Consider the following 24,836-nt stretch of genomic DNA (forward strand, 5'->3'; position numbering starts at 1 on the left):
CGTCAGCCGGAAAAACTGCCTTTATTCGGCGGCCAATTGGTCCGTCGGCGTGGGTCGATCCGCGATCGCATCGGCAATCGCCCGTTCCAGCCCGGCGATAGTGAACGGTTTGCGCAGGACCGGTCGTCCGCCGAAATCGGCCGCCGACCCCTCGCCGGCATAACCGGTGACGAATAGCACAGCGAGATCGGGGCGGCGTCCCAACAATCCGGTGATCATCTCCGGCCCGGTCTGGCCGGGCATCAGCACGTCGGTGATGACCAGATCGAATGGCCCAAGATCGTCGAGGATGCGCGGCGCGTCGAGCGGGTCGGGGCACGGAACGGCACGATGTTTCAGTTCCTCCAGCGCGCCGATCGTGGCGTTGAGGACGCGCGGATCGTCCTCGACCACCAGCACGCCGAGGCCGCGTATCGACGGCACCGCGGAGGGCATCGCCGTATCTGTTTTCGCCGCCACGTCTCCGACGCCAACGTGACGGGGGAGATACAGCGTCACCGTGGTCCCTTTGCCCTCAACCGAGGTGATCGCGATCTCGCCGCCCGATTGACGAACAAAGGCGAAGATCTGGCTGAGCCCTAGGCCGGTGCCCTTGCCGACCGGTTTCGTCGTGAAGAACGGCTCGAACACCCGCTCCAGAACTTCCGGCGCCATGCCGCAGCCGCTATCGCTGACCGCGATCGCGACGTGGTCGCCCGCCAGGCAATGGCCGATCTCATTGGCCGCGAGCGTCCTGGCGCTGGCTCGGATCGTCAGCCGCCCGCGACCGTCCATCGCGTCGCGCGCGTTGACCGCGAGATTGAGGATGGTGTTTTCAAGCTCGTGGCGGTCGGCCCAGATATGCCAGGCCGATCCGTCGTCGCTCGTCTCCACCGTGATCGCGTCCCCCAGCGTGCGGTCGAGCAGATCGGACATGCCCTCGATCGCGGCGATCGGCGTGAGCGGTTCGGGGTTGAGCGCCTCCTCGCGCGAAAAAGCGAGCAGGCGCCGGGTCAGCGCGGCGGCGCGATGCGCGCCCTCGGTGGCGTTGTCGAGATGACGGCCGACGCCTTGCGGATCGCTCTTCAGCGTGCGCCGGGCGAGCTCCAACCCACCCAGAACGACTGCCAGCATATTGTTGAAATCGTGGGCGATTCCACCCGTCAGCTGGCCGACCGCTTCCATCTTCTGCACCTGGCGCAGCTTGGCTTCCTGCGCGCGCAATGCCTGGGTGGCTTCGTTCACCGCATCTTCGAGCACCGCCGACCGTTCGCGTTCGACATCGGCATCGGCTCGCGCCGCGGCGCGCTCGCGCATCACGCCGATCGTCAACCAGCCGAGCACGACCGCCGCGCTCAGGATCAGCATGCCGAACAGCGCAAGGATCATCGCAACGGTGTTGGAGCGCTGGATCGATGCCGCCGCTGCCGCGACGCGCTGGTCAAGCAATCCGTGTTCGGAATCGATGATCGCGTCGAGCTGACGGTCGATATCGCGCAACGTTGCCGACTTCCCCGCGGCGTAGAAGCGCGAATAGGCCTGGCTGTCCTTCTTGTACGAGGTGCTGAGCGCGGTGACCGCCAATTCCTTGCCGCGTTCCGCATAGGTGGCGCGCAACTGGTCGATCAAATGCTGCTGCATCGGATTGTCATTGGTCAGCGCATCGAGCCGGTCGATCTGGTTTCCCGCCGAACTCCATTCGTCATAATATTCGCGACCGACCAATTGGTCGCGGCTCATGACGTATCGTCCCAGCGCCGCTTCGGCGTGCGCGATCGTGCCCGACAGCGTGCGCGCCAGGATCATGACGTCATAGCTATGGCTCTGCGCCTTGAGCGCGCGATCACGCTGCGCGGTCGTATCCGACAGGATGACGATCAGCGCGACGACGATGCCGGTGCCGAGTAACGCCATGACCGCCAGGGCAATGCCCCGCCAGACCGTGCGTGCCTGATCGACGAGCCCCGGCTCGGCGTCGTTCCCGCTCATGGCCGTCTTGTACCGAATCGGTTGAATCTAGGAAACCCCGTAGGTTCCCTCAATTTATCGCGCGCGCTGCTCGGCCTGCCGCTTCGAAGCGCTCCAGCACCGTGGCGATCTGGTCGGCCGTGTGTTCCGCGCACAGCGAACAGCGCAGCAGGTAGGTGCCGGCCGGAGTCGCCGGGGGCCGCGCCATGTTCACATAGACGCCGCTGTCGAGCAGCCCTTGCCACATCATCACTGCCTGGGTCTGGTCGTCCAGGATCACCGCGATGATCGCGCTGTCGGGGTTCTCGGTGCCCAGTTTGAAGCCCATCCGGGTCAGTCCGCCATGCAATTGCCTGGCGTTTTCCCACAGATGCGCGCGCTTGTTGTGCGCGTGTTGAAGCTTGCGGATCGACATTGCCGCGGTGGCGACGACCGACGGCGGCAGGCTGGCGGTGAAGATATAGGGACGGCAGGCCAGGCGGATCGCCTCGAACTTGGGGTGGTTGGAGACGCAGAAGCCGCCGACCGTACCAACCGACTTGGAGAAAGTGCCGACGATGAAGTCGACATCGTCTTCGCAACCTTGGGCCTCGTACACGCCGCGGCCATTGGGCCCGTAAAAGCCCATCGAATGTGCTTCGTCGGACAGCACCATCGCATTGTGCTTCTTGGCGACCGCGACCATCTCCTTGAGCGGCGCGACGTCGCCCAGCATCGAATAGACGCCTTCGAGCACGACTAACTTGCCTGGCTCCTTGGGCAGGCGGCCGAGCCGCTTGTCGAGGTCCTCGACATCGTTGTGGCGGAAGCGGACGATCTCGGCATAGCCCTGTTTGCAACCGTCATAGATCGAGGCGTGGCTGTCGGCGTCGAGAATGACGTACTCGCCCTTGCCGGCGAGCGTCGAGATCATGCCGAGATTGGCCATATAGCCGGTCGAAAACACGATCGCCCCGGTCGTCCCGTAGAAATCGCGCAACGCCTGCTCGACTTCCATATGGTCGCGGAAGGTGCCGTTGAGCATGCGGCTGCCATTGGTGCCCGATCCGAACTGGTCGAGCGCGTCCTTGCCCGCCTGGATGACGTCGGGGTCGAAGGTCATGCCCATATAATTGTAGGTGCCGAGCAGGATCGTCTCCTTGCCCTTGATCACCGCCTCGGTCGGTGACTTCACCTGCTCCATCACGATCGCGAACGGATCGGTCACACCGCTGTCGAGCAACGCCTGGCGCTCGGCAATCAGGCCGTCGAACTTCGACATCAGATCGCTTTCGGGGGCGACCGTGGCGGGATGCTCGGGCAGCGCCTCGGCAGTGTCGATAGCGTCGGTCATCGTGTCTTCCTTGTCCACCGTGGTCAGGCGTTCTTCAGCTTCTGGACGGCATCGACCAGTTGGCCGACGGTCTCGATCTCGGCCTGCATGTTCATGGTGATGATGATGTCGAACTCATCCTCGATCGCCGCGACGAAATCCATGACGGTCAGGCTGTCCCACTCCAGATCGTGCTGGAAGGTGGTCGCGTCGGACAGAGCGACGCCCTTCTTGTTGAACGGCTGGATCAGGCCGGTGACGGTCTCGAATATTGCTGCGCGGTCGCTCATTGTCATGTCCTTGTGGTCGCGAAGGCGTTGCCCGCCAAATGCGGCGGCTTTCCGGCAGGGTTATAGCGACCCTTGGGCGCGATACCATTGCGCGGTGGCAGTCAGCGCGGTTGGCGTTTCCTCTTGCGGCGCCCAGACGTCGGTCGGCGGCCGAGCATGGCTGACCCAATCGCGATGGCAGAAATAAGCGACGCGGTCAGGTGTCAGCTTCGCGTTCTTGCCGCGGAACAGGCCGTCGAGCGCGGCGATCGCGTCGAGGATCGGGCGGGGCAGGGGCAACGGCAACACCTTGCTGCCCATCGCAATGCCGATCGCGCGGGCAAAATCGCGATGGTCCCAGCCATCGGGCCTGCCGTCGTCGGGTTCTACGATCTCGCGGATCAGCGCGTTGCTGGTCGGGAGCGCCAGCAACAGCCGGATGAGTTCGCCGACCGCGATCACCGACATTCGTCCGCCGGCCGGGGGCAATGGCACGACATGGCGCTTGGCGAGCTTGAACAGTTCGAGCATCTCCTGATCGCGCGGGCCGAAGATCGCCGGCGGGCGCACGATCGTCCAATCGAGACTGCTGGCGATCAGCAATTTGTCGGCTTCCGCTTTCGACCAGCCATAGAGCGACAAATCCGGCTCGCGCGCGGTCAGTGACGAAACCTGCACGAAACGGCGGATGCCGGCCGCTTCGGTCGCGGCGATCAGCGCGCGCGTCCCCTCGATATTGCCGGCGGCGAAGCCCGCGCGGTCGGGCGCGTTGATCACGCCGGCAATGTGCAGCACCGCGTCGGCGCCCTGGACCAACACCGTCAGACTGTCCGGCTTGTCGAGCGCGCCTTCGATCCAGGTGATTCCGGCGCGCTCCGGCTGCGGCCGCCGCGTCAGCGCGCGCAACTGATGGCCCTGGGCCAAAGCAAGTTCGATGAAATGACTGCCGACGAACCCGGTGCCGCCGGTGACCGCGATGACGGTCATGCCAGCACCATGTGGTTGCGATGGACGAGCGCGGCGCGCGGGGCGTAGCCCAGGATCGCGGCGGCCTCATCGCTGCGCTTGCCAGCGATCCGCACGGCGTCGGCTACGTCATATTCGGCAAGCCCGCTTGCGATCACGCCGCCGGGACCGGCGATCGCGATCAGGTCGCCGCGCGCGAAATCGCCCTCGATCCGAACGGCGCCGGCGGGCAACAGGCTCTTGCCCTGGTTGAGCGCGGTAACGGCGCCGGCGTCGACATGGACTGTCCCCCGAACCGTGAGCCGTCCGCCCAACCACGCCTTGCGCGCGGGCGCGGCGCGCTGCGCCGGGAACAGCGTGCCATGACCGGTCTCGACATAACGTGCGAAGGGATGATCCACCCGGCCGGAGGCGATCGCCAGCGCGATGCCGGCGCGGGTCGCGATCTTGGCGGCCTGGATTTTCGAGGTCATGCCGCCCGACCCCATGCCGGACGTCGACCCGCCCGCCATCGCCTCGATCGTCGCGTCGATGCGCGGTACGCGATCGATCAGCGTCGCGCCGGGCAGGGTTGGCGCGCGGTCATAGAGCCCATCAATGTCGGACAGTAACAGCACACCTTGTGCGCCCGCCGCCTGCGCGACCCGCGCCGCCAGCCGGTCATTGTCGCCGAAGCGGATTTCCTCGGTCGCGACCGAATCGTTCTCGTTGATCACGGGCACCACGCCGAGCCCGAGCAGTCGGCCCAGGGTCGCCGCGGCGTTGAGATAGCGGCGGCGATCCTCTAGATCGTCGAGCGTCACCAGCATCTGCGCGGCGGTCAACCCCTCGGCGCCGAGGCACTCGGCCCAGACCTGGCTCAGCGCGATCTGGCCAGTGGCGGCGGCGGCCTGCGCATCTTCCAGGCTCGCCCGTCCGCCCTTGGTGAGCTTGAGTCGTCGGGCGCCGAGCGCGATCGCGCCCGATGAGACGATCGCGACCTGCTGTCCGCCCCGTGCCGCTGCGGCGATATCGGCGGCGAGTCCCGCCAGCCAGTCGCGCCGCACTTCGCCTTCCGGCGTCACGAGCAGCGACGACCCGACCTTGACGATCAAGCGCGGGCAGCCTGCCGCGGCAAAGGGCGAGGTTTCGGGCATCGCGCTTGCGCTTAGCGGGCGTCGCGCCGTCCCGCTACCGGCGAAACGATTACAGCGGCGACCATTGCACCTCATCCTCGGCGCCGTCGTCGTCCACGGGCGAGTCGTTGGTCGGGATCGCTTCGAGCAATTTGTCGAGCACCCAATCGACCCCGACGCCGCTCGCGCCGGAAATCGGGATTACCTCGGCGCCGGTCGCTTCCTCGAGTTCGGCGGACAAGGCAGCGATCAGCTCGTCGTCGAGCGTGTCGATCTTGTTGAGTGCGACCACTACCGGTTTGTCGACCAGCCCGCCGCCATAGGCTTCGAGTTCGTCGCGCACGATGCGATAGCTTTCGGCCACGTTGGGATCATTGGCGTCGACAAGGTGGAGCAACACGCGGCAGCGCTCGATATGCCCCAGGAAGCGGTCGCCGACTCCGGCGCCTTCGGCTGCGCCTTCGATTAGCCCGGGAATGTCGGCCACGACGAATTCGCGCCCTTTGTGCCGCACTACACCCAATTGGGGCCGCGTCGTGGTGAAGGCATATTCGCCGACCTTGGCCTGCGCGTTGGTCACCTGGTTGATGAAGGTCGACTTGCCGGCATTGGGCAATCCGACCAGCCCGGCATCGGCGAGTAGCTTGAGCCTGAGCCACACCCAGGCTTCTTCGTACGGCCAGCCGGTACCGTGCTGGCGCGGCGCGCGATTGGTCGACGTCTTGTAGCTGGCATTGCCGCGACCGCCGTCGCCGCCGCGCAGGAAGACGATGCGCTGGCCTACCTTGGTGAGGTCGAAGAGCAGCGAGCGCTCTTCGTCATCGGCCAGGATCTGGGTGCCGACCGGCACCTTGATGACGAGATCGTCGCCGCCGGCACCGGTGCGGTTCGACCCCGCGCCGCCGGTCCCGCGCGGCGCACGGAAATGCTGGGTGTAGCGGAAGTCGATCAACGTATTGAGCCCGGCGACGGCTTCGAACACGATGTCGCCGCCCTTGCCGCCATCGCCGCCATCGGGGCCGCCATATTCGACGAATTTCTCGCGCCGAAAGCCGACCGCGCCGGGGCCGCCGGCGCCCGAACGGACGAAAATCTTGGCTTGATCGAGGAAGTGCATTGAACCGCCTTAGCCGCGGAACGCCGCGCTGCTAACCCCCGACCGTCATTCCCATATTCGAACGCCGCTTGATCCAAGGCAATTGCCTTTCTTGCTGTGGCGCACATAACGGAGACGCGGGGGTATCAAGATGGTCGTTGATGTGTCTCATGTCGGCGCGTCGCTTTTCGGCGGACGGTTCGCAACGGGCGATTTGCCCGAGCGCGATCGGCACGAAGCGTGGTGCAGTCGTTCGCCATCGACCGTGGGGCGGTTGTACGAAACACGTCCGCACGAGCCGTTCGACGTCGCCACCGATCTGGTGATGCTGGGGCCGCTCAAGATCCATTTCTCGACAATCTCGGGGCAGTCGTTCGAGCGGACCCGGGCAATGGCCGTTGCCGACGGCGTCGACGATCTGGTCGTCAACGTGCGGTTTCGCGGCAGGGCGCAGGGGGACATGAACGGCGCCGCGCTCGATGCACTCGGCGAATCGACGTTGCTCACCGATATGGCACAGCCGCAGCACCACGTCTCGGAGGCGAGCTCCACCGCCTATTTTCACGTCCCGCGCGCGCTGGCCGAACGATATCTGCCGAGCGTTCGCTCGCTCCATGGCCTGGCAATCCCGCCCTCCACCGCGGTATTGCTACGCGAGCATTTACAGCAGATCTGGCGTCACGCCGATCGCCTGCCGGTCGAACAGGGCGCGCGTCTGGCGGGGACCGTCATGGATTTGCTCGCGGTCGCGGTGGCCCAGGAACGCGGCGGCCGTGCGACACCTGAAGCAGTGGCAGGCGCCGCCATGACGCGTGCACGGGCGGAGATAGAGGCGCGGCTGGGCTCGGCGACGCTGACGGTTGCGACCTTGTGCCGCGCATTGGGCATGTCGCGTTCCGCGCTTTATCGTCTGTTCGAGGACGAGGGCGGCGTGCATGCCTATGTGACGCGGCGCCGGCTGGAGAGTGTCGCAGCGGCGCTCGGCGACTCCAGCGAGCGCGACCGTATCGCGGACGTCGCCGAGCGATGGGGGTTTTGCGATGCCGCGTATCTTGGCCGGCTGTTTCGCGAACGGTTTGGCATGACGCCGTCCGATTATCGCGCCTTTAGTCGCTCTCGGACCGCGACGCAGTCCAGTGAGACGCCCCGCGCGGCCTGACCATGCCGGTGCCGCAACGTTTGCATTGCGCGCGGTAGCCGTTGCCCTCGTGCCAGACTCGTTGCGAGCGGCGGTGGCCGATAATCCGGCAGATCAAGGCATTGGTATCGGGGCTGAAAGGCATGAGCGCGATCTAGGGCAGCGCGGGCCGGCTTGAAGCCGACCAGCGTCCCGCGCACTATTGGCCTTGTCCCAAATCGGGTGGATCGTCAGCGATCGGGCGAATTGCCGTCGCGCAGCGCCTGATAAGCGAGCTGGCGTGCGCGGTCGCGCGGCAGGCCGAGCGCACGGGCGAGCGGCGCGCCGAACAAGGCGTCGCCCAGCGCCATGATGACGAGCTGCAGCGTTTCGTCCTCGATCGGACGATCCTGCTTTGAATGGCCCTCGGTCAGTTCGTCGACCAGATCGTGGATCGCGTTGAGGATCGGGTCGAGCGCATCCTCGTTGCCCGACAGGATCATCCAACTCGCTAGCGCACCGGCGCCACCCGTGTCGAACGCATCGAACGCCAGATCGACGACCTCGCGCGGGTTCTGGTCTTCGGCGCGCTGGCGAATCACGGTTTCGCGGATGGTGGTCGAGATGAACTCCGCCATCCGTTCGATCAGTGCCTTTTGCAGCCCCGCGGCCGAGCCGAAATGGTGGAGCAGATTGGCGTGTGTCCGTCCGATGCGAGCGGCCACCGCCTTCAGCGTCACCGCCTGCGGGCCGAATTCCACCAACAGGCTGCGTGCCGCATCGAGCGCGGCATCGCGCGATTCCTCGGGACTCAGGCGACGGCGGACGGGGAGGGGACTTACGGACATGGACGACCTGTCGGCGCTTTGGGGTGTGAAATCAATCTGTCGGGTACCTGCCCGTCGCACGGGAGGCGAGGCCGAGACTCCTCCCCCGTCACGGGGGAGGAGGTATTATGCGGCCATTCGGCATGCGGGTTCGTCAGCATCGAAGTCGAGCGCGAGCGTCACGCTTTCGACCTCTCGGCCGCGTGCAAGGCAATAGGTGGCGGTGCGGCCGGTCGGCCGGAAACCCAGCTTGGTCAGCACGTTGCCCGAGGCGGGATTGTCGACGAAATAGCGCGAGCGCAGGCTCTTCAGGCCCATCGCGAATTGCGCGATGCCCAGAACCGCCTTGCCCGCCTCGGTCGCATAGCCGCGGCCCCAGGCGTCGGGCGTCAGCCAATAGCCTATTTCGTAGCCACCGAGATCCTCGGCGGGGTGGATGCCGATCCCGCCGACCAGCCGCGGCGTCGCCTCCTCGTGCGCGAGGATCGACAACGACACATTGTCCTTCGCCCGTGGCGTCGCCAGCCATTCGGCGGCATTGGCCTCGGTATAGGGCCAGGGCACCCGCGACAGCTTGGTCACGACTTCCTCATGCCCGATCGCCCGAGCGATCGCGGCGGCGTCCTCGGGCCAGCCGGGACGTAATGTCAGTCTCTTGGTCCGCGCGAACATCTCACTCTCCGTATCGTGCCGGGCCGCTCGCACGTCGATGTGACGTTTCCGCGACCCGGAAGTGGAGGGAGCATGAAAAAAGGGAGCCGGGGCGACCCGTCTCCCTTGTTCGGTCTCTGGTTAGCCCGAGACCCGGGTCGCCCTGGTGGGCAACCCGTGCGGTTGCCCGTTATTCTGCGGCTTGCGCCATAATGTCTACCGAGCAGAACTTTCGGCCGAGCTTGCCCTCGTGGAAGGTCACGCGACCGTCGGTAAGCGCAAAAAGGGTATGGTCCTTGCCCATGCCGACGTTGCGGCCGGCATAGAATTTGGTCCCGCGCTGACGCACGATGATGTTGCCGGCGACGACTTCCTGTCCGCCGAACTTCTTTACACCGAGGCGACGGCCAGCCGAATCGCGACCGTTGCGCGACGAACCGCCTGCTTTCTTATGTGCCATCTCTACTCTTCCCGATCTTAAGCTTCGGCAGCCGGGGCTTCAGCGCCGGCTTCTTCGGTCTTCTTGGCGGCGGCCTTCTTGGGCGCAGCCTTCTTCTCGGCGGCGCCGATCGACACGATCTTCAGGATCGTGTGGTTCTGGCGATGGCCGTTGCGACGACGATAGTTGTGACGACGACGCTTCTTGAAGACGATAACCTTCTCGCCCTTCGCCTGCGCGATGATCTCGGCGGCGACGGTCAGGCCGTCGGTCGACTGCAGCTCCGAGCCTTCGCCGGCGAGCAGGACGTCGCCCAGCGTGACCGAGCTACCGGCTTCTCCGTCGATCTTCTCGACGACGATCTTGTCTCCGGCGGCGACGCGATATTGCTTGCCGCCCGTGCGCACGACTGCGAACATGGTCCTCATCACTTCCAAATAAGTAGGCCGCGCCGGACGCATCCAGCACGGGAAAGACCGGCCGACTAAGCGAAGGGCCGCGCCCTGTCAACCTGCGCCGGATAGCGGAAACGTTCGGATAGCGTGTTGCTCATGCGCCACACCAATAATGCGTATTCTGCGCGTGCAACATAACTTTGTTGTGACATCGGCGTGACGGAATAGGGTCGCCGTAGGAAGCGTCGGAGAAGGGGCCGTCGCCGCCAGGGTAAGCATAACAAAAATGGGGAATCAGCGATGAATCGCGCAATCGTCATCAAATCCATGATCACTGTCTCCGCACTCGCGTTGGCCATGCCTGCCTTTGCGCAGGAGGCTCCAGCCGATGCGGGCGCCGATGCTGCGCCCGCGCGGGACATTGTCGTGACGGGATCGCGCATCCCTGGCCGGACCATCGCCGAATCGCCGGTGCCGATCGACGTGATCGGTGGCGACCAGCTTGCCGCGTCAGGCCAGACCGAAACGAACAAGGTGCTCAATCAACTCGTCCCCTCGTTCAACTTCCCGCAACCGTCGCTGACCGACGGCACCGATTCGCTTCGTCCGGCGACGCTGCGGGGTCTTGCGCCCGACCAGACGCTGGTCCTTATCAACGGCAAGCGCCGCCACACCGCCGCCTTACTCAACCTGAATGGATCGGTGGGCCGTGGGTCGAGCGCAGTCGACCTCAACGAGATTCCGCCGATCGCGATTGACCGGATTGAGGTGCTGCGCGACGGTGCTTCGTCGCAATACGGATCGGACGCGATCGCCGGCGTGATCAACATCCAGCTGTCGAAGAAGGTCGGGGTCAGCGGCTCGGTGACCTATGGCCAGTACGACACGACGATGGACGGGGTTTACGACGTCGCCGGGGTTGCGACGACGGGCGGCGTGCCGACCGTCGCCGTGCCCGGGTCGAACGCTCAGGGCGACATCCTCAAGCTCAACAACGGCAACGAGCGCACACGGCACGACGGCGATACGCTGACACTTGCTACCCGGGTCGGCCTACCGGTCGGCGACGGCGGCTATCTCACCTTCTCCGCACAGTTCCGCGATCGCGATCCGACCAATCGATCCGGTCCCGACCCGCGGCGGCAATATTTCGCGGTGGGGGATCCGCGCGAGCTGACCATCGATCGCTTCACGCACGGTTATGGCGACGGCAAGGCGACCGACTATAATCTGTTCGTCAACGCGGGAATCGACCTCGGGCCGAATTTCGAGCTCTATACCTTCGGAAGCTACGGCATTCGCGACGGCATCGGCGCCGGCTTTTATCGCCGCTCCGACGACCCCAGAAACCGCGACTATGCTGCGTCGACCACTGTGTTCGTCCCTTATTATCCCGACGGCTTCCTGCCCAAGATTCAGAGCCAGATCGAGGATGTGTCTGGCGCGGTCGGCGTCAAGGGCAACCTCGGCTCGTGGAACACCGACCTATCGGTCGTCTATGGGTCGAACCAGCTCGATTACCAGACGATCAACAGCTTCAACACGTCGTTGGGAGGTATTGCATCGCCACGCCGGTTCGACGCGGGTGGGATCGCGTTCGGTCAGACCACGGCAAACCTCGACGTCAGCCGGAAGTTCGACGTCAGTTGGCTGTCGAGCTTGGGCATCGCCTTCGGCGCGGAATATCGCAACGAGAACTTCAAGATCCGCGCGGGCGAGGTCGACAGCTATATCAACGGCCCTTATTCGGCCAACGGCGCCGGCGGGGGCGCGCAAGTGTTCCCCGGTTTCCGTCCGAATAACGCGATCGACGTTTCGCGCGACAGCGTGGCCGGCTATGGCGAAATCGACGCCGATATCTCCAAGGCGTTCACGCTCCAGGCGGCCGGCCGTTACGAACATTTCAGCGACTTCGGCGATACGGTGAACGGCAAGCTTGCTGCCCGGTTCGAGCCGATCAAGGGTATCGCAATCCGCGGGTCGGTCTCGACCGGCTTCCGCGCGCCGAGCCTGGCGCAGCAATATTTCGCCACAACCTCGACCAACAATACCGTTGTAGGGGGCGTTTCCCAGCTGATCGAGGTCGGCACTTTCCCGGCTACCAGCCCCGTCGCGACCGCGCTCGGCGGCAAGCAGCTCAAGCCTGAAAAGGCCCTCAACCTGGCAGGCGGCGTGGCGCTCACGCCGTTCAGCGGGTTCAGTCTGACCGCGGATTATTACAATATCCGCATCAAGGACCGCGTGGTGCTGACCGAGAACCTGACCGGCGCGGCCGTCGTCAACTTGTTGACTGCGGCTGGCATCACGAACGTCACCTCGGCGCGCTTCTTCGTCAATGGCGTCGACACGCGGACCCAGGGTCTCGATATCGTCGCGACGTATCGCGTGCCCGATTTCGGTGCGGGCAAATTCGTGCTCACGGCTGGATACAATTACAACGAAACCAAGATCATCAAGCGGGCAGTCTTGCCGTCGCTCCCGGGTCTGGTTCTGTTCGGGCGCCAGGAATCGTTCCGCCTGACGGACGGTCAGCCGCGGACCAAGCTCAACCTGTCGGTCGACTGGGATCTGGGCCTCGTCGGGGCGACGGTGCGCACCAACCGCTATGGAACGGTATGGAGCGCGGCCGGGGGCGCGCTGTCCGCTCCGCTCGGCACGGTCGCGGGCGACTTCAAGATGACGCCGAAATGGGTCACCGACGTCGAACTGCGCGTTCATCCGATCAAGGAGATCACGCTGGCGGTGGGCGCCGACAACGTGTTCGACGTTTACCCCGATCGATTGCCGCTTGGCGGAGCGTTCTCGCCCAACAGCTATTTCCTGCCCTATTCGTCACTGTCGCCGTTCGGCTTCAACGGACGTTTCCTTTATGGCCGCGTGGCGTTCAATTTCTGATCGGCGCGAAGACATCGCAAAAGGGAAGGGGGCCGAAAGGCCCCCTTTTTCATTTCCAGCGTGGCACGTCGGCCAATCTCTAGTGTCGATGCTCGCGGCGGAGATTGTAACGGCCATCGGCAAAGCCGGTGAACAGCCCGTCGATCGCCGGATGATCGACCGGTTCCTCGCTATCGTCGTGCAGCAGGTTCTGCTGGCTGACATAAGCCACGTAGCTCGATTCCCCGTTCTCGGCGAGCAGGTGATAGAACGGCTGCTCCTTGGACGGGCGCAGTTCCTCGGGGATCGATTCATACCATTCGTCGGTGTTGGCGAAGACCGGGTCGATATCGAAAATCACCCCGCGAAAGTCGAACATCCGGTGGCGCACGACATCGCCGATCGTGAACCGCGCGGTCGCCACCGCAGGCATCGGCACGCCGGATTGCGAAAGCACGTCATGGGGTTCGGAACGAGTCATAATCATAATGTAGAGTTTCTTCGGCGCTGCACAAGCGGACCGCTTGCGCGCGCGGACCGCGTGCGTTAGAGGCGCCGCCTTCGACCAGCACCCGCACCGTCCAGGCAGTGCATAAAGGTGCGGAACTCCCAGTGCGGAGAGGTGCCAGAGTGGTCGATTGGGACGGTCTCGAAAACCGTTGTGCCGCAAGGTACCGTGGGTTCGAATCCCACCCTCTCCGCCACGGGGCCCTCCACAGGGGTCCCCGCTGGTCCACTGGGATCGACTTTTTTCTCCTGAAAACCGACGCTTAGTCGATCAGCTCGGCCACGGCCGTCCGTACCCGTTCGCGCCCATCCGGCGAAATTCGGGGACTCAAACGTGGTATGCGCGGTCGAAAAACGTGGTACTTTTCGGGAGACCGACATTGCTGACCGATGCCAAGGTTCGCGCCGCCCAACCGCGCGACCAGATTGATCCGAGGTCATCCGATTCCGAGATTAGAACGATCGGAGATTTGTCGCAGGGTCAGTGACCCGTCCAGGTTCAGTGCCTGCCGACATGCCCAACGGACGGCGTGCGATACTCCCTTCACCTCGAGTGCGGCGCCCAAGCGCAATCCTTCCCAGCCATGGTCCCCGGACCAGCGCAACATTGCCTGACGAATACCGCTGGGCTTGGGGAAACCCGGGTCAGGGCAGCCGCTGGCGTTCGACATTGCGCCGCAGATGACGACAGCCGGCGGACAGAGGACTTCGGCTGGGTGCCGAACGCCGCGGTCGTGGCGAACGCTCCGGCCGCCGTCAGGACGGAGCGACGATTCATGATGGGCAGGGTACGATTCATGCCTGACCGGCCAGCCTGATCGTCCGACCCTCGCGCGCCGATCGATAGATCGCCTCGATGATACGCATGTCGCGCAGGCCTTCCTCGCCTGATACGATCGGCTCGCGCCCCGTGCGGATGCATTGCGCCAGATGGTCGAGTTGACCGGCAAACTGGGTTGCCGCCGGGCCGGGCGGCGGCGTTACCTCGCGCTCCCGTCCATCCTTGCCGAGCCACATGTGGTTGCCGTCGTACCGTGTGGCCGGCTCCAGCTCGATGCGCCCCTGATCCCCCATCAGCAGGATGTGGTTCTGGTTGGCGCTATACATCGATTGGCAGCTGGCGATTGCACCTGACGGAAACTCGAGCGTCCAGTCGATGATGTCCTCTACTTGCGTGAAGCGCGGATCGCGCCGGTCGGTCGACTCGCGCGCGGTCACCGCCACCGGCTCCTCACCGATCATGTAGCGCGCCGCCTGGAGGCTGTAGATGCCCATGTCCATCAGCGAGCCGCCTCCCGCCAGCGCGCGCTTCAGCCGCCATTCCGACGGATTGCGCTGCACGAACCCGTGCTCGGAGCGAACGTAGCGAATATGACCCACGGCGCCGCTCCTCGCCAACCGCATTGCTTCGAGATTGTAGGCTTCGAAATGACAGCGATAGCCGATCATCAGCTTGCGGCCGGCCGCCTTGCACGCAGCGATCATGGTCTCGCATTCCGCCACCGACACCGCCATCGGCTTCTCGCACATGACGTGCTTGCCCGCCTTGGCGGCACGCACCGTATATTCCGCATGCATCGAGTTGGGCAGGCAGACATAGACGATATCGACGTCGGGATTGTCGCGGATCGAGTCGAAACTCGCATAAGAATAGATCGACCGGGCCGGCAGTCCGTGTTCGGCCGCCACGCGCTGCGCCTTGGCCGGATCGCCGCTGACCACCGCGGCAAGGCGGCTTTGCGCGCAGTTGGCGAATTGCGGGATAATGACGCCGAGACCATAGCGGCCGAGCCCGACGATCGCATAGCCCAGTGGCCGCGCCGGTACTGCGCGCGCTACCGAGCTCGACATCGCGAGGAGCGACGTCGCTGCTCCCAGCACTTCACGACGTCCCCAGTCCATTCGCGGCCTCCTCGTTCCGAAACCTCCTCAACCGGGCTTCCCGTGGTGATGATGGTACCCGCTCACAGGTCCAGCGTGTACAGCGAATGGTGAGTCAGGATGAACAACGTGCGTCGATCACGGCCGCCAAGCACCAGTTGCAGCGGACGTTCGGGGATATCGATCCGCCGCGTCTGCCTCCCGTCCGTCGCATAGACATAGACCTGCCCGTTGGCGACGTAGAGGTTGCCGGCGGCATCGCGCGCGACACTTTCTCCGCCACGGTCGGCAACGATGTGGAGATCGGTGACGGCACCGCCCGCGCCGACCAGCCCGCTATAGGTACGGTTCTCCGATGCGTTGGTCAGGTACACGCGTTCGCCAGGTCGGGCGTTGACCAGGCCATAGGCGTCGAGCGAGTCGGACCAGCGCCATCCGCGATGATCGTCGGGACCCTGGTTCCATACGCGGAACGCCGGCAAGGCCAGCGACCCATCGGGCGTAACATATTCGAGCGGCTTGGTTTGGCCCATCTTGGCGACGAAAAAGTCGGCCAGCGGCGGGAAGCGGTACGTGACGGGGTCGATCCGGTCGGCGAATTCGCCGTTCGCCCAGACGTTGACCGGCAACAATGTCGCCATGTCGCCGTGCGGCTGGACCGGGCTCGGTTCGATCACTCGCACCGCCGCCGGCTTTGCCGGATCGATGCTGTACACCGTGCCATCGCGTCCGGCGGAGGATAACACCAACAGCTTGCCCGACCGATCGACCGCCAGGTTGACCGGATCGAGCGGCGCGTCGGCGACGAGCGACAGACCGTTTTCGCCCGACCAGCCGTAGATGCGCTGGAAAGTACGGTCGATGAAGAACAGGTTTCCCGACCGGTCGACCGCCGCGCCGGCGATCGAATGGAACCCGCCGGCGCGCTTGATGACGCCTGCGGTGACCGGGATCGCAGTCTGGGGGACAGCCGATGCGGATGGGGCAGCGGGCGAGACGTCGAGCCGGGCGAACTCGCGCTCGCGGACCTCCGTACCGCGAGTCAGGTCGCGGATTGCGTTTTCGAACGGATATTTGCTTGCCCTGGTGAAGGTTCCGCATCCTTTCGCATCGCAACTGGCAAAGCCGCTTTCCGCGTTTATGTGGACGTTGCGGAAGCGGATGCCGCCCGAATTGTACAGCTTCACCGCCGCGTCCATCGGCCCGAGCGACCGCGCCACGCGATAGCCGTGATAATTGGCGAACAGAATGTTGCGCGAATTGCGCATCTCGGTGGAGATCGCGTTGACCCCGTCGGCTATTTCCTGCTCGGTTTGCGGCGCCAGGAATTCCCAGTTCTCGACATGGTCGAGCACGATCTCTGCTCGGTAATGATGTTCGGCCGACAATTCGTAGACATGCCCCGGCGTCGTCGTGTCGGAAACGTAAAACCCGGCCTGGGCGATCGTATCGGGCGACCAGATCGCGGCAAAGGTGCCGCCGCCGCCATCGGTCACCCAGATGCTCGGACGCCGACCGTCGAAGCGCGGCGTTGGCGAGGCGGTGGGGTTGCCCGACGCGGGCAGGGCGCCGGGGTTGAAGCGGACGCTAAGATCATTGACCAGCGACGCCTCGCCCGCCTTCCACAGCAGGGCCGTTGCGCGAGGGTTGGCGACGCCCGCCCATAGCCCCAGGCTGGAGACCATCGCCGGCCCGCCGCGCGCGCTTTCGACCATCGCCTTCGCCCCGCCGACGCCGCCGAAAGCGGGCGAGGCATCGGGTAGGAACAATTGGGTTAATCCCGGATGCAGCGCGATCAGCACGGTGTCGGGACGGAGCCGGAGCGTGTCGGTGATCCGATACCGGCCGATCGGCAGATACAGGACCCGACGTGCGTCGATCGCGCGCTGCAACGCCGCGGTGTCGTCGGTGGTGCCGTCGCCGGTCGCGCCGAAGGTACGGACATTTGTCCAGTCGCTCACCGGCGGCAGCGCGGGAATGGCGGGGCTGGGGCGGGCGGGCATGCGGGCGAGCGGGACGATATCCGCCACCGTCGCATAATCGCCGTCACCACCGCCACCGGGGGAAGGCAGGGAAAGACCATAGCCGAAATCGCGGACCCGATAGCGCGCGCCTTGCCCCTTCACCGTCCTGCCGCTGTCGCGGAATCGCGCGAAGACGGGCGTTTCGTCTGCGATCGCGTCGTCGAATCCAATCTGCGTGAAGACGCTGCGTTCGTTGCTGACGACGATCGCCGCGTCGCGGATGCGCTCGAACCGGACCCGCTTGCCCCATAGCGAATCCGAATAGCCGCGGTCGATCTCGATCCCGATCGGCGTGTCGCGGATCGCGACATTGACCAATGTCAGGTCGACCTCGTGCTCTCGGATCGCGGCGTCGCGCTGCCCCTCAAAGCTCGAATCGATCAGCGTGAATTGCCAGGCAGGGGACGTCTTCTCGGTGACGATTCCATAACGTCCGCCAAAGAAACGCAAATCCTCCGCTTCATTGCCCGCCTGATAGAGGCCGGCAAATCCGGAGCCGATATGGAAGTCGATATGGCGGAGGTAACCGTGCTGCGCGACACGCGCGCGCACCGCAACCGCGCCGGCATTTTGCGCGCCGATCTCGAAATCGACGTTGGACAGCGCTGAATAGAAAGTGCTGGAGGTCGCATCGAAGACCGACGGATCGAACGGGACGCTGGTCGGCGGCGGCTCGGCGACCTTGCCCACGCGATACTGGTCGTCGCCGGTGAAGCTGACCATCGCCGCGATGCCTGAACCGAAACCTGGTGTGCCGTCGCCAAGCACGATCACCGGCCGGGTCGGCCCGACACCGAACACGCGCACGCCGGACCGGATCAAGATCGTCCGGCTGATCCGGTAGCGGCCCGACGGCAGGAAAACGATGCCGCCGCTGCGGCCGTCGGTCGCGGCATCGATCGCGCGCTGGATCGCGGCGCTGTCATCGGCTCGCCCGTCGCCGACTCCGTGCGCAACGACGGCGCGAGGGTCGGCGGGCATCGACCGATAGACCGATATGGATTGCGCCGCGGCGGGCGAGGCCATGAACAAGCAGGCCACGGAGGCCAGCCAGGCTTTCTTGGTCATAGCCGGTCTTTCGTCAGCTGCGTGGGATGTGAAATGAGCCGGGGCAGATCCGGCGCCGCATCAATAAGCTCGCAGCGCCAGCGACTGCGTGGCTATCGCCACCTGGGTACGGTTGCGCACGTTCAGCTTGCGCATCAGCGCCGTCATGTGCGCCTTTACCGTCGCCTCCGCGATACCAAGATCATAGGCGATCTGCTTGTTCAGTTGACCCGAACGAACGCCTTGTAGCACTTTGATCTGGGTAGGTGTCAGGCGCGCGATCGCGTCCGCCTGCGTGGTTTCTGATTCGGGGTCCGCCATTCGATCCTCCCTAAGCCCGTTTGCGCCGGTATTTTCCGGAATCAGTTGGACAGATTTTTACTATTTCAGCATTTACGCCGCGTTTTCAAGCTCAATTTGATTGAGATGACCAAAAACCTGTTCTACAGGTTGTCCGCATTGGACGTGGGCCACAGAGCCGCGCAGATCGTAAGGAGAGGGGCATGACAGGCGATCCGACCATTTTGGTACGCAGCCGATGAACGCCGCCGATATCCGGCTTTTGGTGGCTGCGGTCGCCGGTATCGCGCTGGCGGTGGCGATGATCGTTCGCGGGCGGCTTCATCCTTTCATCGGCTTGCTGTGCGGCGCCTTCGCCGTGGGATTGCTTGCCGGCATGCCGCTCGCCGACATCGCCAAGGCGGTGCAGAAAGGGGTCGGCGATATCGTCGGCGGTACCGGCCTGGTCGTCGCGCTGGGCCTGTCGCTCGGCGCGATGCTCCACCTTTCCGGCGCGGCCGCATCATTGGCCAATGGGGCGCTGAGGATAACGGGGCCGCGCGCCGCGCCCTGGGCGACGCTCGGAGTCGCGATGCTAATCGGCCTGCCCTTGTTCTTCGAGACCGGGCTCGTGTTGCTGCTGCCGATCGTCGTTGCGGCGGCCGAAGCGATGCCGGGGGAGGGCGATCGTGACGCGGCCCGGCTGCGGCTCATCCTGCCAGCTCTTGCCGGGCTCGGCGTGGTTCACGCGCTGGTGCCGCCGCATCCTGGCCCGCTGCTCGCGGTGGAAGCGCTCCACGCCGATCTGGGACGAACGATGCTGTACGGCATCCTGATCGCGATTCCTGTCGCGATCCTCGCCGGTCCCGTCCTGGCATCGGTGACCGCGCGTGGCGTCCGGTTGGCGCCGCCGGTACTCGGCGATCGCCCGCTTGCGGTCGCGACGCCGCGACGCGACGCTGCGCTGTTCATCGTGATGCTGCCCGTGCTGCTGATTGCCGCCGGCGAACTGGGCCAGATGATCCCCGGGCAGAAGGGTTCGGGATGGCTGGTGGCGGCGAGCAACCCGGTGCTCGCGTTGCTGATCACCAACCTGTTGGCCTTGCCGCTGCTGTTCGGGCGGCGGCTGGCCGATACGCAAGTGCAGGACGCGATCTGGCACGAGACGATGGGCGCGGCGGGAGCGATCCTGCTGGCGATCGGCGCGGGCGGCGCGTTGAAACAGGTGCTGGTATCCGCGGGATTGTCCGATTTGCTTGCGCGACTGGTGCTGGCGCACGCTATCTCGCCGCTATTGCTCGGCTGGCTGATCGCGGTCGGCATTCGGCTGGCGGCCGGGTCGGCGACGGTGGCGACGATCACCGCCGTCGGCGTGATGCCAGGGGTGGCGGCCGCTTCCGGCGTTCCGCCCGAACTGATCGTGCTGGCGATCGGCGCCGGATCGGTGTTCTTCAGCCACGTCAACGATCCGGGCTTTTGGCTGGTCAAGAGCTATGTCGGCACCTCGATGCCAGACACGTTCCGAACCTGGTCGATGCTGGAAACGGCGATCTCGGTGCTGGGTCTCGCGTTCGTCGTGGCGCTCAGCTACGTCGTCTGACCGGTGGAAAGGGCATCCATGAACGAGAGCAGGCTTGCCGATCGGGCCTATACGTCGATCGTGCGCATCATCACCGACGAGGCATTGGCGTCGGGCGACCGGTTGCCGTCGGAGGCACGGCTGGCGGAGATGTTCGGCATGTCGCGCAACGTCGTGCGCGAGGCGCTGGTGCGGCTCTCAAGCGACGGCATTACCGAGTCGAGGCGCGGCGCGGGCTCCTATGTCAAACGCCGGCCCTCCGAGCGGCTCGGCGCGCATATGGCGATGGATGATCTCGCCGCGACGCTCGGCACTTATGAGGTCCGGTTCGTGCTGGAGGCGGAGGCCGCGCGACTGGCGGCGCAACGCCGTTCGTCTGAGCAGATGGAGGCGATCGAGGCGGCGCTGACGGCGTTGCGCGCGGCCTTGTTGTCGAGCGCACCGGCCCATGACGAGGACTGGGCGCTGCACCGCGCTATAGCAGAAGCGACCGCGAACGGCGCCTTTCTGTCGCTGTTCGACCATCTGCACGACGAAGTGTTGCGGATTTTGAAGGCGGGCGTCGAAATTTCACGCGCTCGTCCGCCCGAAGTGATCGAGGCGATGATGGGCGAGCACGATGCGATCGTGGAGGCAATCCGAGTGCATGATGCCGACGGCGCCGCGCTGGCGATGCGCTGGCACCTATCGCAGGGACGAAAGCGGCTAATGCCCTAGATCAGGGCGCGCCGTGCATCCCTGCTTCGGCGGTCTGTAGGACCCGGGCGAGCGCTTCCGCGCACAAAGCGAGCGGCGGGCGGGCGGCGTCGAGCACGATCGCGGGTTCGTCGGCATCGGGTCGTTCGAGCGTAGCCAATTGGCTATCGAGCAGGGTTGTCGGCATGAAATGATGCGGACGATCAGCCAGCCGCCGCGACAGCAGGTCACGATGTGCGTCCAGCAGCACGAACAGCAAGGGAATGCCCGCCGCCATCGCCAGCCGCTCACGGTAACGCCGCTTGAGCGCGGAGCAGGCGGCGACTGCCATGCCCTCACGCGCGACGGCGGCGCCGACAGCGGCGCCCACCCTGTCGAGCCAGGGCCAGCGGTCCGCATCGTCCAGTGGATGGCTCGCGCGCATCTTGGCGACGGCATCGGCGGTGTGGAGATCGTCACCCTCGATGAACGTCGAATCGAGCTTTTCCGCCAGGCAGCGGCCCAGCATCGACTTGCCGCTGCCACTCACTCCCATCACGATGATTGCGCGGGCGCGCAGCGCTGTCGTCGGTCGTCGTGGCTGCATCGTTTCGTTCGACCCCTTGCGCCATCCCGAGCGGACGGATCACCCCCTATCGGGCAGCTGCCGAGTGAACGCCACTACGACCTTCGTCGCTATCAACGAGGTGACGATGGGCGTTTAATCCGGCACGCTTGAAGGCGAGGGCGGATGTGATGGCAAGAACCAGCGGTCTATCGATGCTAAGCGTCATCGCGTTGCTGGTCGCCGGCACCGCGCCGGGATGGGCCGCTCGCGCCCCGTCCGCATTCGCATCGGCGCCAATCGATCCGAGAGCGGTTGCCGTCGCCGGACATGGGGACGGCGTCGCCGACGACAGCGCCGCGATCCAGGCGGCGATCGACGCCGCGGAGGCCGAAGGCGGGGGCGGCCTCGTCTTTCTTCCCGCAGGCCGCTACCGCATCACCCGCACGATTTACGTTTGGCCCGGCGTGCGGATATTCGGCGTCGGCCGCACGCGTCCAACCATCGCGCTGGCACCGGATACGCCCGGTTTCCAGCACGGGGTCGGCAGCATGGTGCTGTTCGCCGGCAATCGCCCCGGCGCGGCGCGGCCGGGCCTCTACGGCCCGATCGAGCGGGGCCCGGTGCCGGTGCCGCCGCCGACCAGCGTGCCGTTCGATCCCCAGGTCGCCGACGCCAATCCGGGCACCTTCTATTCGGCGCTGTCGAATGTCGATTTCGAGATTGGCGAGGGCAATCCCGCAGCGACCGCAGTTCGCTTCCATGCCGCGCAGCATGCGTATCTGAGCCATATCGATTTTCGTCTGGGTTCGGCGCTCGCCGGCATCTACCAGGCCGGCAATCTGGGGATGGACTTAACCTTTCATGGCGGGCGCTATGGCATTCTGACCGAGAAGCCGTCGCCGGCCTGGCAATATACGTTGCTCGATTCGACCTTTGACGGGCAGCGCGACGCCGCGATCCGCGAACATGAGGCGTCGCTGACTCTCGTCAACGTCGCCATACGCAACGTGCCGGTAGGGATCGAGATCGATCGTGGCTATGGCGACCAATTGTGGGGCAGCGATGTGCGCTTCGAGAATGTCGCCCGCGCGGGCGTCGTCATCAGCAACGAAGCCAGCGCCTTCACCCAGATAGGATTCGAGAATGCGACCGCGAGCGGCACGCCGGTGTTCGCACGTTTTCGCGATAGCGGGCGGACCGTCGCAGGTCCTGCCGCGCGCTATCGCGTGGTGGCATTCTCGCACGGGCTGACGCTTGCCGGTCTCGGGCAGACGGGACGAGTCGAGACGCGGCTCGACGCCGCGCCATTGTCGGCTCTGCCGAGCCGGCCGAAGCCCGCTATCCGTGCGCTCCCGCCGGTCGCGGCCTGGAGCAACGTTCGTGATTTCGGTGCGAAAGGCGACGACGCGACCGACGACACCGCCGCGATCCAGCGTGCGATCGACGCGAAGCGCATCGTCTATTTTCCGACCGGTTTCTATCGCATCAGCGAGACGTTACGACTACGTCCCGACAGCGTGCTGATCGGCCTGCACCCCAGCCTTACGCAGATCGTGCTGACCGATGACAGTCCCGGCTATCGTGGGGTCGGCAGTCCCAAGGCACTGGTTGAGAGCGCGAAGGGAGGTGATGCGATCATCTCCGGGCTCGGGCTGTTCACCGGCGGCGTCAATCCGCGCGCGACGGCATTGCTATGGCGAGCAGGCAAGGAGTCGCTAGTCGACGATGTCAAGTTCCAGGGAGGCCACGGCACCAACCTCGCCGATGGCAGCCGGTTCAATCCCTATAACGCCAACCAGACCGCCGACGCCGATCCGAAGAAAAAGTGGGACGGGCAATATGCCAGCCTGTGGGTGACCGATGGCGGCGGCGGCACCTTCAACGGATTGTGGACGCCAGACACTTATGCCCAGGCTGGGCTGTACGTGTCGGATACGACGACCCCCGGTCGCGTCTATGAGATGTCGGCCGAGCACCATCGCCGCGCGGAGATCGTGCTCGATCGCGTCGCGAACTGGCGGTTCTTCGCGCCCCAGACCGAGGAGGAAGCGAATGAGAGCCGCGACGCCGTCGCGCTGGAGGTGCGCAACTCACGCAACATCCTGTTCGCCAATTTTCACGGCTATCGCGTCACCCGCTCGCTCCAATCCGCGGCGGAGGCGGTACGATTGTATCAGTCGACCGACATCCGCTTCCGCAACCTGCACGTCAACGCGGAGAGCGGTTTCGCGACCTGCGATGCGAACGGCTGCGGGACGTATCTTCGCGCGAGCAAATTCTCGTTCGAAAACGCGATCCGCGACGTCACGCGCGGCCTCGATGTGCGCGAGCGCGAGTTCGCGGTGCTGGACGTGACCGACGCAACGGCCGCGCCTTCGACCCCATCGATCGCGGCCGCGACCCTGCTCGCGGACGGTTTCTATTCGCTCGGCGGCGGCGCGGTAGACGCATCGGGCAAGCTCTATTTCGTCGACCGCTTCTTCCAGCGCATCCATGGCTGGTCCGACAAAGAGGGGTTGTCGGTCGTCACCGACGCACCGCTCGATGCGGTCAACCTCGCGGTTGACCGCTCCGGGAACCTGCTGGTGCTTTCATCCGCCGGACCCGAAGCGACCGTCTTCAGCATCGATCCCGCGCGCCCTCAGGCGGTTCGTGTCATCGCGCCGACGCCCGTCGCCGGCCGCCAGGATAGCCGGGTCGTTCTGCCTGGCAGCTTCTGGGTCAATGGCGAGTTCCGCGACCAATATGACCCGGCGAGCGACCGCTTCGTCACACTTGCCGAGATGTTCGCGCGCGATGTGGCAGTGGCTAAACCGCGCGAATATGTCTCGCCCGACCACAGCCTTGTGCTGCCTGCCTATCGCGTATGGCAGCAGGGGCCGGTGTGGCGCTTTTCCGATACGCTCGACACCTATGGCTTCGTGACGGGCAAGGTCGGCGCACCGCTATACCTCGCCAATGCGTCGGAGGACCGCACCTATTCGGGCAGGCTCGGCGCGGGCGGAAGCATCACCGACCTCAAACCGTTCGCCGCGCGCGGCGGGGAAAGCGTCGCGGTCGGGGCGGATGGGCGCGTCTTTGTCGCCAATGGACAAGTGTTCGTCTACGCCGCCAATGGCGCGGAGATCGGCAGGATCGACGTGCCCGCGCGCCCGCTGCAATTGCTGTTCGGTGGAGCGGATGGACGGACCTTGTTCATCCTGACCCACCACGCGCTCTACGCCGCGCATCCCTGATCCTTGATCCCCGTTTCCGCCCGCTCTGCGAC

General features: G+C 65.2%; 20 protein-coding genes and 1 tRNA gene. 6 read left to right on the forward strand and 15 right to left on the reverse strand.

Going from position 1 to position 24,836, the window contains the following annotated elements; all coding sequences use genetic code 11:
- Nucleotides 1-21: 21 nt before the first annotated feature.
- Genes AC1DQQ_RS03705 through obgE form a run of 6 tightly spaced genes read right to left on the reverse strand, consistent with a single transcriptional unit; the run spans nucleotide 22 to nucleotide 6,726 of the window.
- Nucleotides 22-1,968 (reverse strand): ATP-binding protein, encoded by a 1,947-nt coding sequence (locus AC1DQQ_RS03705; protein ID WP_478040491.1) that lies wholly within the window; start codon nucleotides 1,966-1,968, stop codon nucleotides 22-24.
- Nucleotides 1,969-2,017: 49 nt separating this feature from the next.
- Nucleotides 2,018-3,280: a serine palmitoyltransferase gene (gene spt, locus AC1DQQ_RS03710; RefSeq protein WP_478040492.1), complete on the reverse strand. Its 1,263-nt coding sequence runs from the start codon at nucleotides 3,278-3,280 to the stop codon at nucleotides 2,018-2,020.
- Nucleotides 3,281-3,303: 23 nt separating this feature from the next.
- Nucleotides 3,304-3,549 (reverse strand): acyl carrier protein, encoded by a 246-nt coding sequence (locus tag AC1DQQ_RS03715; protein ID WP_066809585.1) that lies wholly within the window; start codon nucleotides 3,547-3,549, stop codon nucleotides 3,304-3,306.
- A gap of 60 nt (nucleotides 3,550-3,609) precedes the next feature.
- Nucleotides 3,610-4,515, reverse strand: coding sequence for an SDR family oxidoreductase (locus AC1DQQ_RS03720; protein WP_478044257.1), 906 nt, complete (start codon nucleotides 4,513-4,515; stop codon nucleotides 3,610-3,612).
- Nucleotides 4,512-5,630: a glutamate 5-kinase gene (gene proB / locus AC1DQQ_RS03725; protein ID WP_478044258.1), complete on the reverse strand. Its 1,119-nt coding sequence runs from the start codon at nucleotides 5,628-5,630 to the stop codon at nucleotides 4,512-4,514. Before proB ends, AC1DQQ_RS03720 begins: the two co-directional genes overlap by 4 nt.
- A 49-nt stretch (nucleotides 5,631-5,679) precedes the next feature.
- Nucleotides 5,680-6,726, reverse strand: a complete 1,047-nt coding sequence (obgE, locus tag AC1DQQ_RS03730; protein WP_478040495.1) for a GTPase ObgE — start codon at nucleotides 6,724-6,726, stop codon at nucleotides 5,680-5,682.
- Nucleotides 6,727-6,856: 130 nt separating this feature from the next.
- On the opposite strand from obgE, the gene AC1DQQ_RS03735 reads away from it, so the two are divergent.
- The gene (locus AC1DQQ_RS03735) at nucleotides 6,857-7,864 is read left to right on the forward strand and encodes a helix-turn-helix domain-containing protein (protein WP_478040496.1); all 1,008 of its coding nucleotides are present in this window, start codon (nucleotides 6,857-6,859) and stop codon (nucleotides 7,862-7,864) included.
- 209 nt (nucleotides 7,865-8,073) lie between these two features.
- On the opposite strand, the gene AC1DQQ_RS03740 is transcribed toward AC1DQQ_RS03735, so the two are convergent.
- The 4 genes from AC1DQQ_RS03740 to rplU all read right to left on the reverse strand — a co-directional run bounded on the left by AC1DQQ_RS03740 (nucleotide 8,074) and on the right by rplU (nucleotide 10,158).
- The gene (locus AC1DQQ_RS03740) at nucleotides 8,074-8,670 is read right to left on the reverse strand and encodes a TetR/AcrR family transcriptional regulator (RefSeq protein WP_066809548.1); all 597 of its coding nucleotides are present in this window, start codon (nucleotides 8,668-8,670) and stop codon (nucleotides 8,074-8,076) included.
- 105 nt (nucleotides 8,671-8,775) lie between these two features.
- Nucleotides 8,776-9,321: a GNAT family N-acetyltransferase gene (locus AC1DQQ_RS03745; protein ID WP_478028510.1), complete on the reverse strand. Its 546-nt coding sequence runs from the start codon at nucleotides 9,319-9,321 to the stop codon at nucleotides 8,776-8,778.
- Nucleotides 9,322-9,490: 169 nt separating this feature from the next.
- The gene (gene rpmA, locus AC1DQQ_RS03750) at nucleotides 9,491-9,760 is read right to left on the reverse strand and encodes a 50S ribosomal protein L27 (RefSeq protein ID WP_066585833.1); all 270 of its coding nucleotides are present in this window, start codon (nucleotides 9,758-9,760) and stop codon (nucleotides 9,491-9,493) included.
- Between the two features lie 17 nt (nucleotides 9,761-9,777).
- On the reverse strand, nucleotides 9,778-10,158 hold the full coding sequence (rplU, locus tag AC1DQQ_RS03755; RefSeq protein ID WP_478028512.1) for a 50S ribosomal protein L21: 381 nt from the start codon (nucleotides 10,156-10,158) through the stop codon (nucleotides 9,778-9,780).
- Nucleotides 10,159-10,434: 276 nt separating this feature from the next.
- On the opposite strand from rplU, the gene AC1DQQ_RS03760 reads away from it, so the two are divergent.
- Nucleotides 10,435-13,029, forward strand: a complete 2,595-nt coding sequence (locus AC1DQQ_RS03760) for a TonB-dependent receptor plug domain-containing protein (RefSeq protein ID WP_478028514.1) — start codon at nucleotides 10,435-10,437, stop codon at nucleotides 13,027-13,029.
- Nucleotides 13,030-13,108: 79 nt separating this feature from the next.
- Here the strand turns inward: AC1DQQ_RS03760 and hspQ are convergent, their stop codons facing one another.
- Nucleotides 13,109-13,489 (reverse strand): heat shock protein HspQ, encoded by a 381-nt coding sequence (hspQ, locus tag AC1DQQ_RS03765; RefSeq protein WP_478028515.1) that lies wholly within the window; start codon nucleotides 13,487-13,489, stop codon nucleotides 13,109-13,111.
- Nucleotides 13,490-13,624: 135 nt separating this feature from the next.
- Between hspQ and AC1DQQ_RS03770 the strand changes: the two genes are divergently transcribed.
- Nucleotides 13,625-13,712: transfer RNA gene (locus AC1DQQ_RS03770), tRNA-Ser, on the forward strand.
- 598 nt (nucleotides 13,713-14,310) lie between these two features.
- Here the strand turns inward: AC1DQQ_RS03770 and AC1DQQ_RS03775 are convergent.
- From AC1DQQ_RS03775 to AC1DQQ_RS03785, 3 genes are all read right to left on the reverse strand, one after another.
- Nucleotides 14,311-15,417: a Gfo/Idh/MocA family protein gene (locus tag AC1DQQ_RS03775; protein WP_478044260.1), complete on the reverse strand. Its 1,107-nt coding sequence runs from the start codon at nucleotides 15,415-15,417 to the stop codon at nucleotides 14,311-14,313.
- 62 nt (nucleotides 15,418-15,479) lie between these two features.
- Complete coding sequence (locus AC1DQQ_RS03780; RefSeq protein WP_478044262.1) at nucleotides 15,480-18,488, reverse strand: glycosyl hydrolase family 28-related protein; 3,009 nt, start codon at nucleotides 18,486-18,488, stop codon at nucleotides 15,480-15,482.
- 60 nt (nucleotides 18,489-18,548) lie between these two features.
- The gene (locus tag AC1DQQ_RS03785; protein WP_478028520.1) at nucleotides 18,549-18,788 is read right to left on the reverse strand and encodes a helix-turn-helix domain-containing protein; all 240 of its coding nucleotides are present in this window, start codon (nucleotides 18,786-18,788) and stop codon (nucleotides 18,549-18,551) included.
- Between the two features lie 217 nt (nucleotides 18,789-19,005).
- Here AC1DQQ_RS03785 and AC1DQQ_RS03790 point away from each other — a divergent pair, with 217 nt between their 5' ends.
- Both AC1DQQ_RS03790 and AC1DQQ_RS03795 read left to right on the forward strand, forming a co-directional pair.
- Nucleotides 19,006-20,346 carry a GntP family permease gene (locus tag AC1DQQ_RS03790; RefSeq protein ID WP_478028521.1) on the forward strand — a complete coding sequence of 447 codons (1,341 nt, stop codon included), beginning with the start codon at nucleotides 19,006-19,008 and terminating at the stop codon, nucleotides 20,344-20,346.
- Between the two features lie 18 nt (nucleotides 20,347-20,364).
- Nucleotides 20,365-21,042 carry a FadR/GntR family transcriptional regulator gene (locus AC1DQQ_RS03795; RefSeq protein ID WP_478028522.1) on the forward strand — a complete coding sequence of 226 codons (678 nt, stop codon included), beginning with the start codon at nucleotides 20,365-20,367 and terminating at the stop codon, nucleotides 21,040-21,042.
- A gap of 1 nt (nucleotide 21,043) precedes the next feature.
- Here the strand turns inward: AC1DQQ_RS03795 and AC1DQQ_RS03800 are convergent, their stop codons facing one another.
- Nucleotides 21,044-21,607, reverse strand: coding sequence for a gluconokinase (locus AC1DQQ_RS03800; protein ID WP_478040499.1), 564 nt, complete (start codon nucleotides 21,605-21,607; stop codon nucleotides 21,044-21,046).
- A gap of 149 nt (nucleotides 21,608-21,756) precedes the next feature.
- Here AC1DQQ_RS03800 and AC1DQQ_RS03805 point away from each other — a divergent pair, with 149 nt between their 5' ends.
- Nucleotides 21,757-24,804 carry a glycosyl hydrolase family 28-related protein gene (locus AC1DQQ_RS03805; protein WP_478044263.1) on the forward strand — a complete coding sequence of 1,016 codons (3,048 nt, stop codon included), beginning with the start codon at nucleotides 21,757-21,759 and terminating at the stop codon, nucleotides 24,802-24,804.
- Nucleotides 24,805-24,836 lie beyond the last annotated feature (32 nt).

The organism is Sphingomonas sp. P4_G3 (assembly GCF_056401105.1).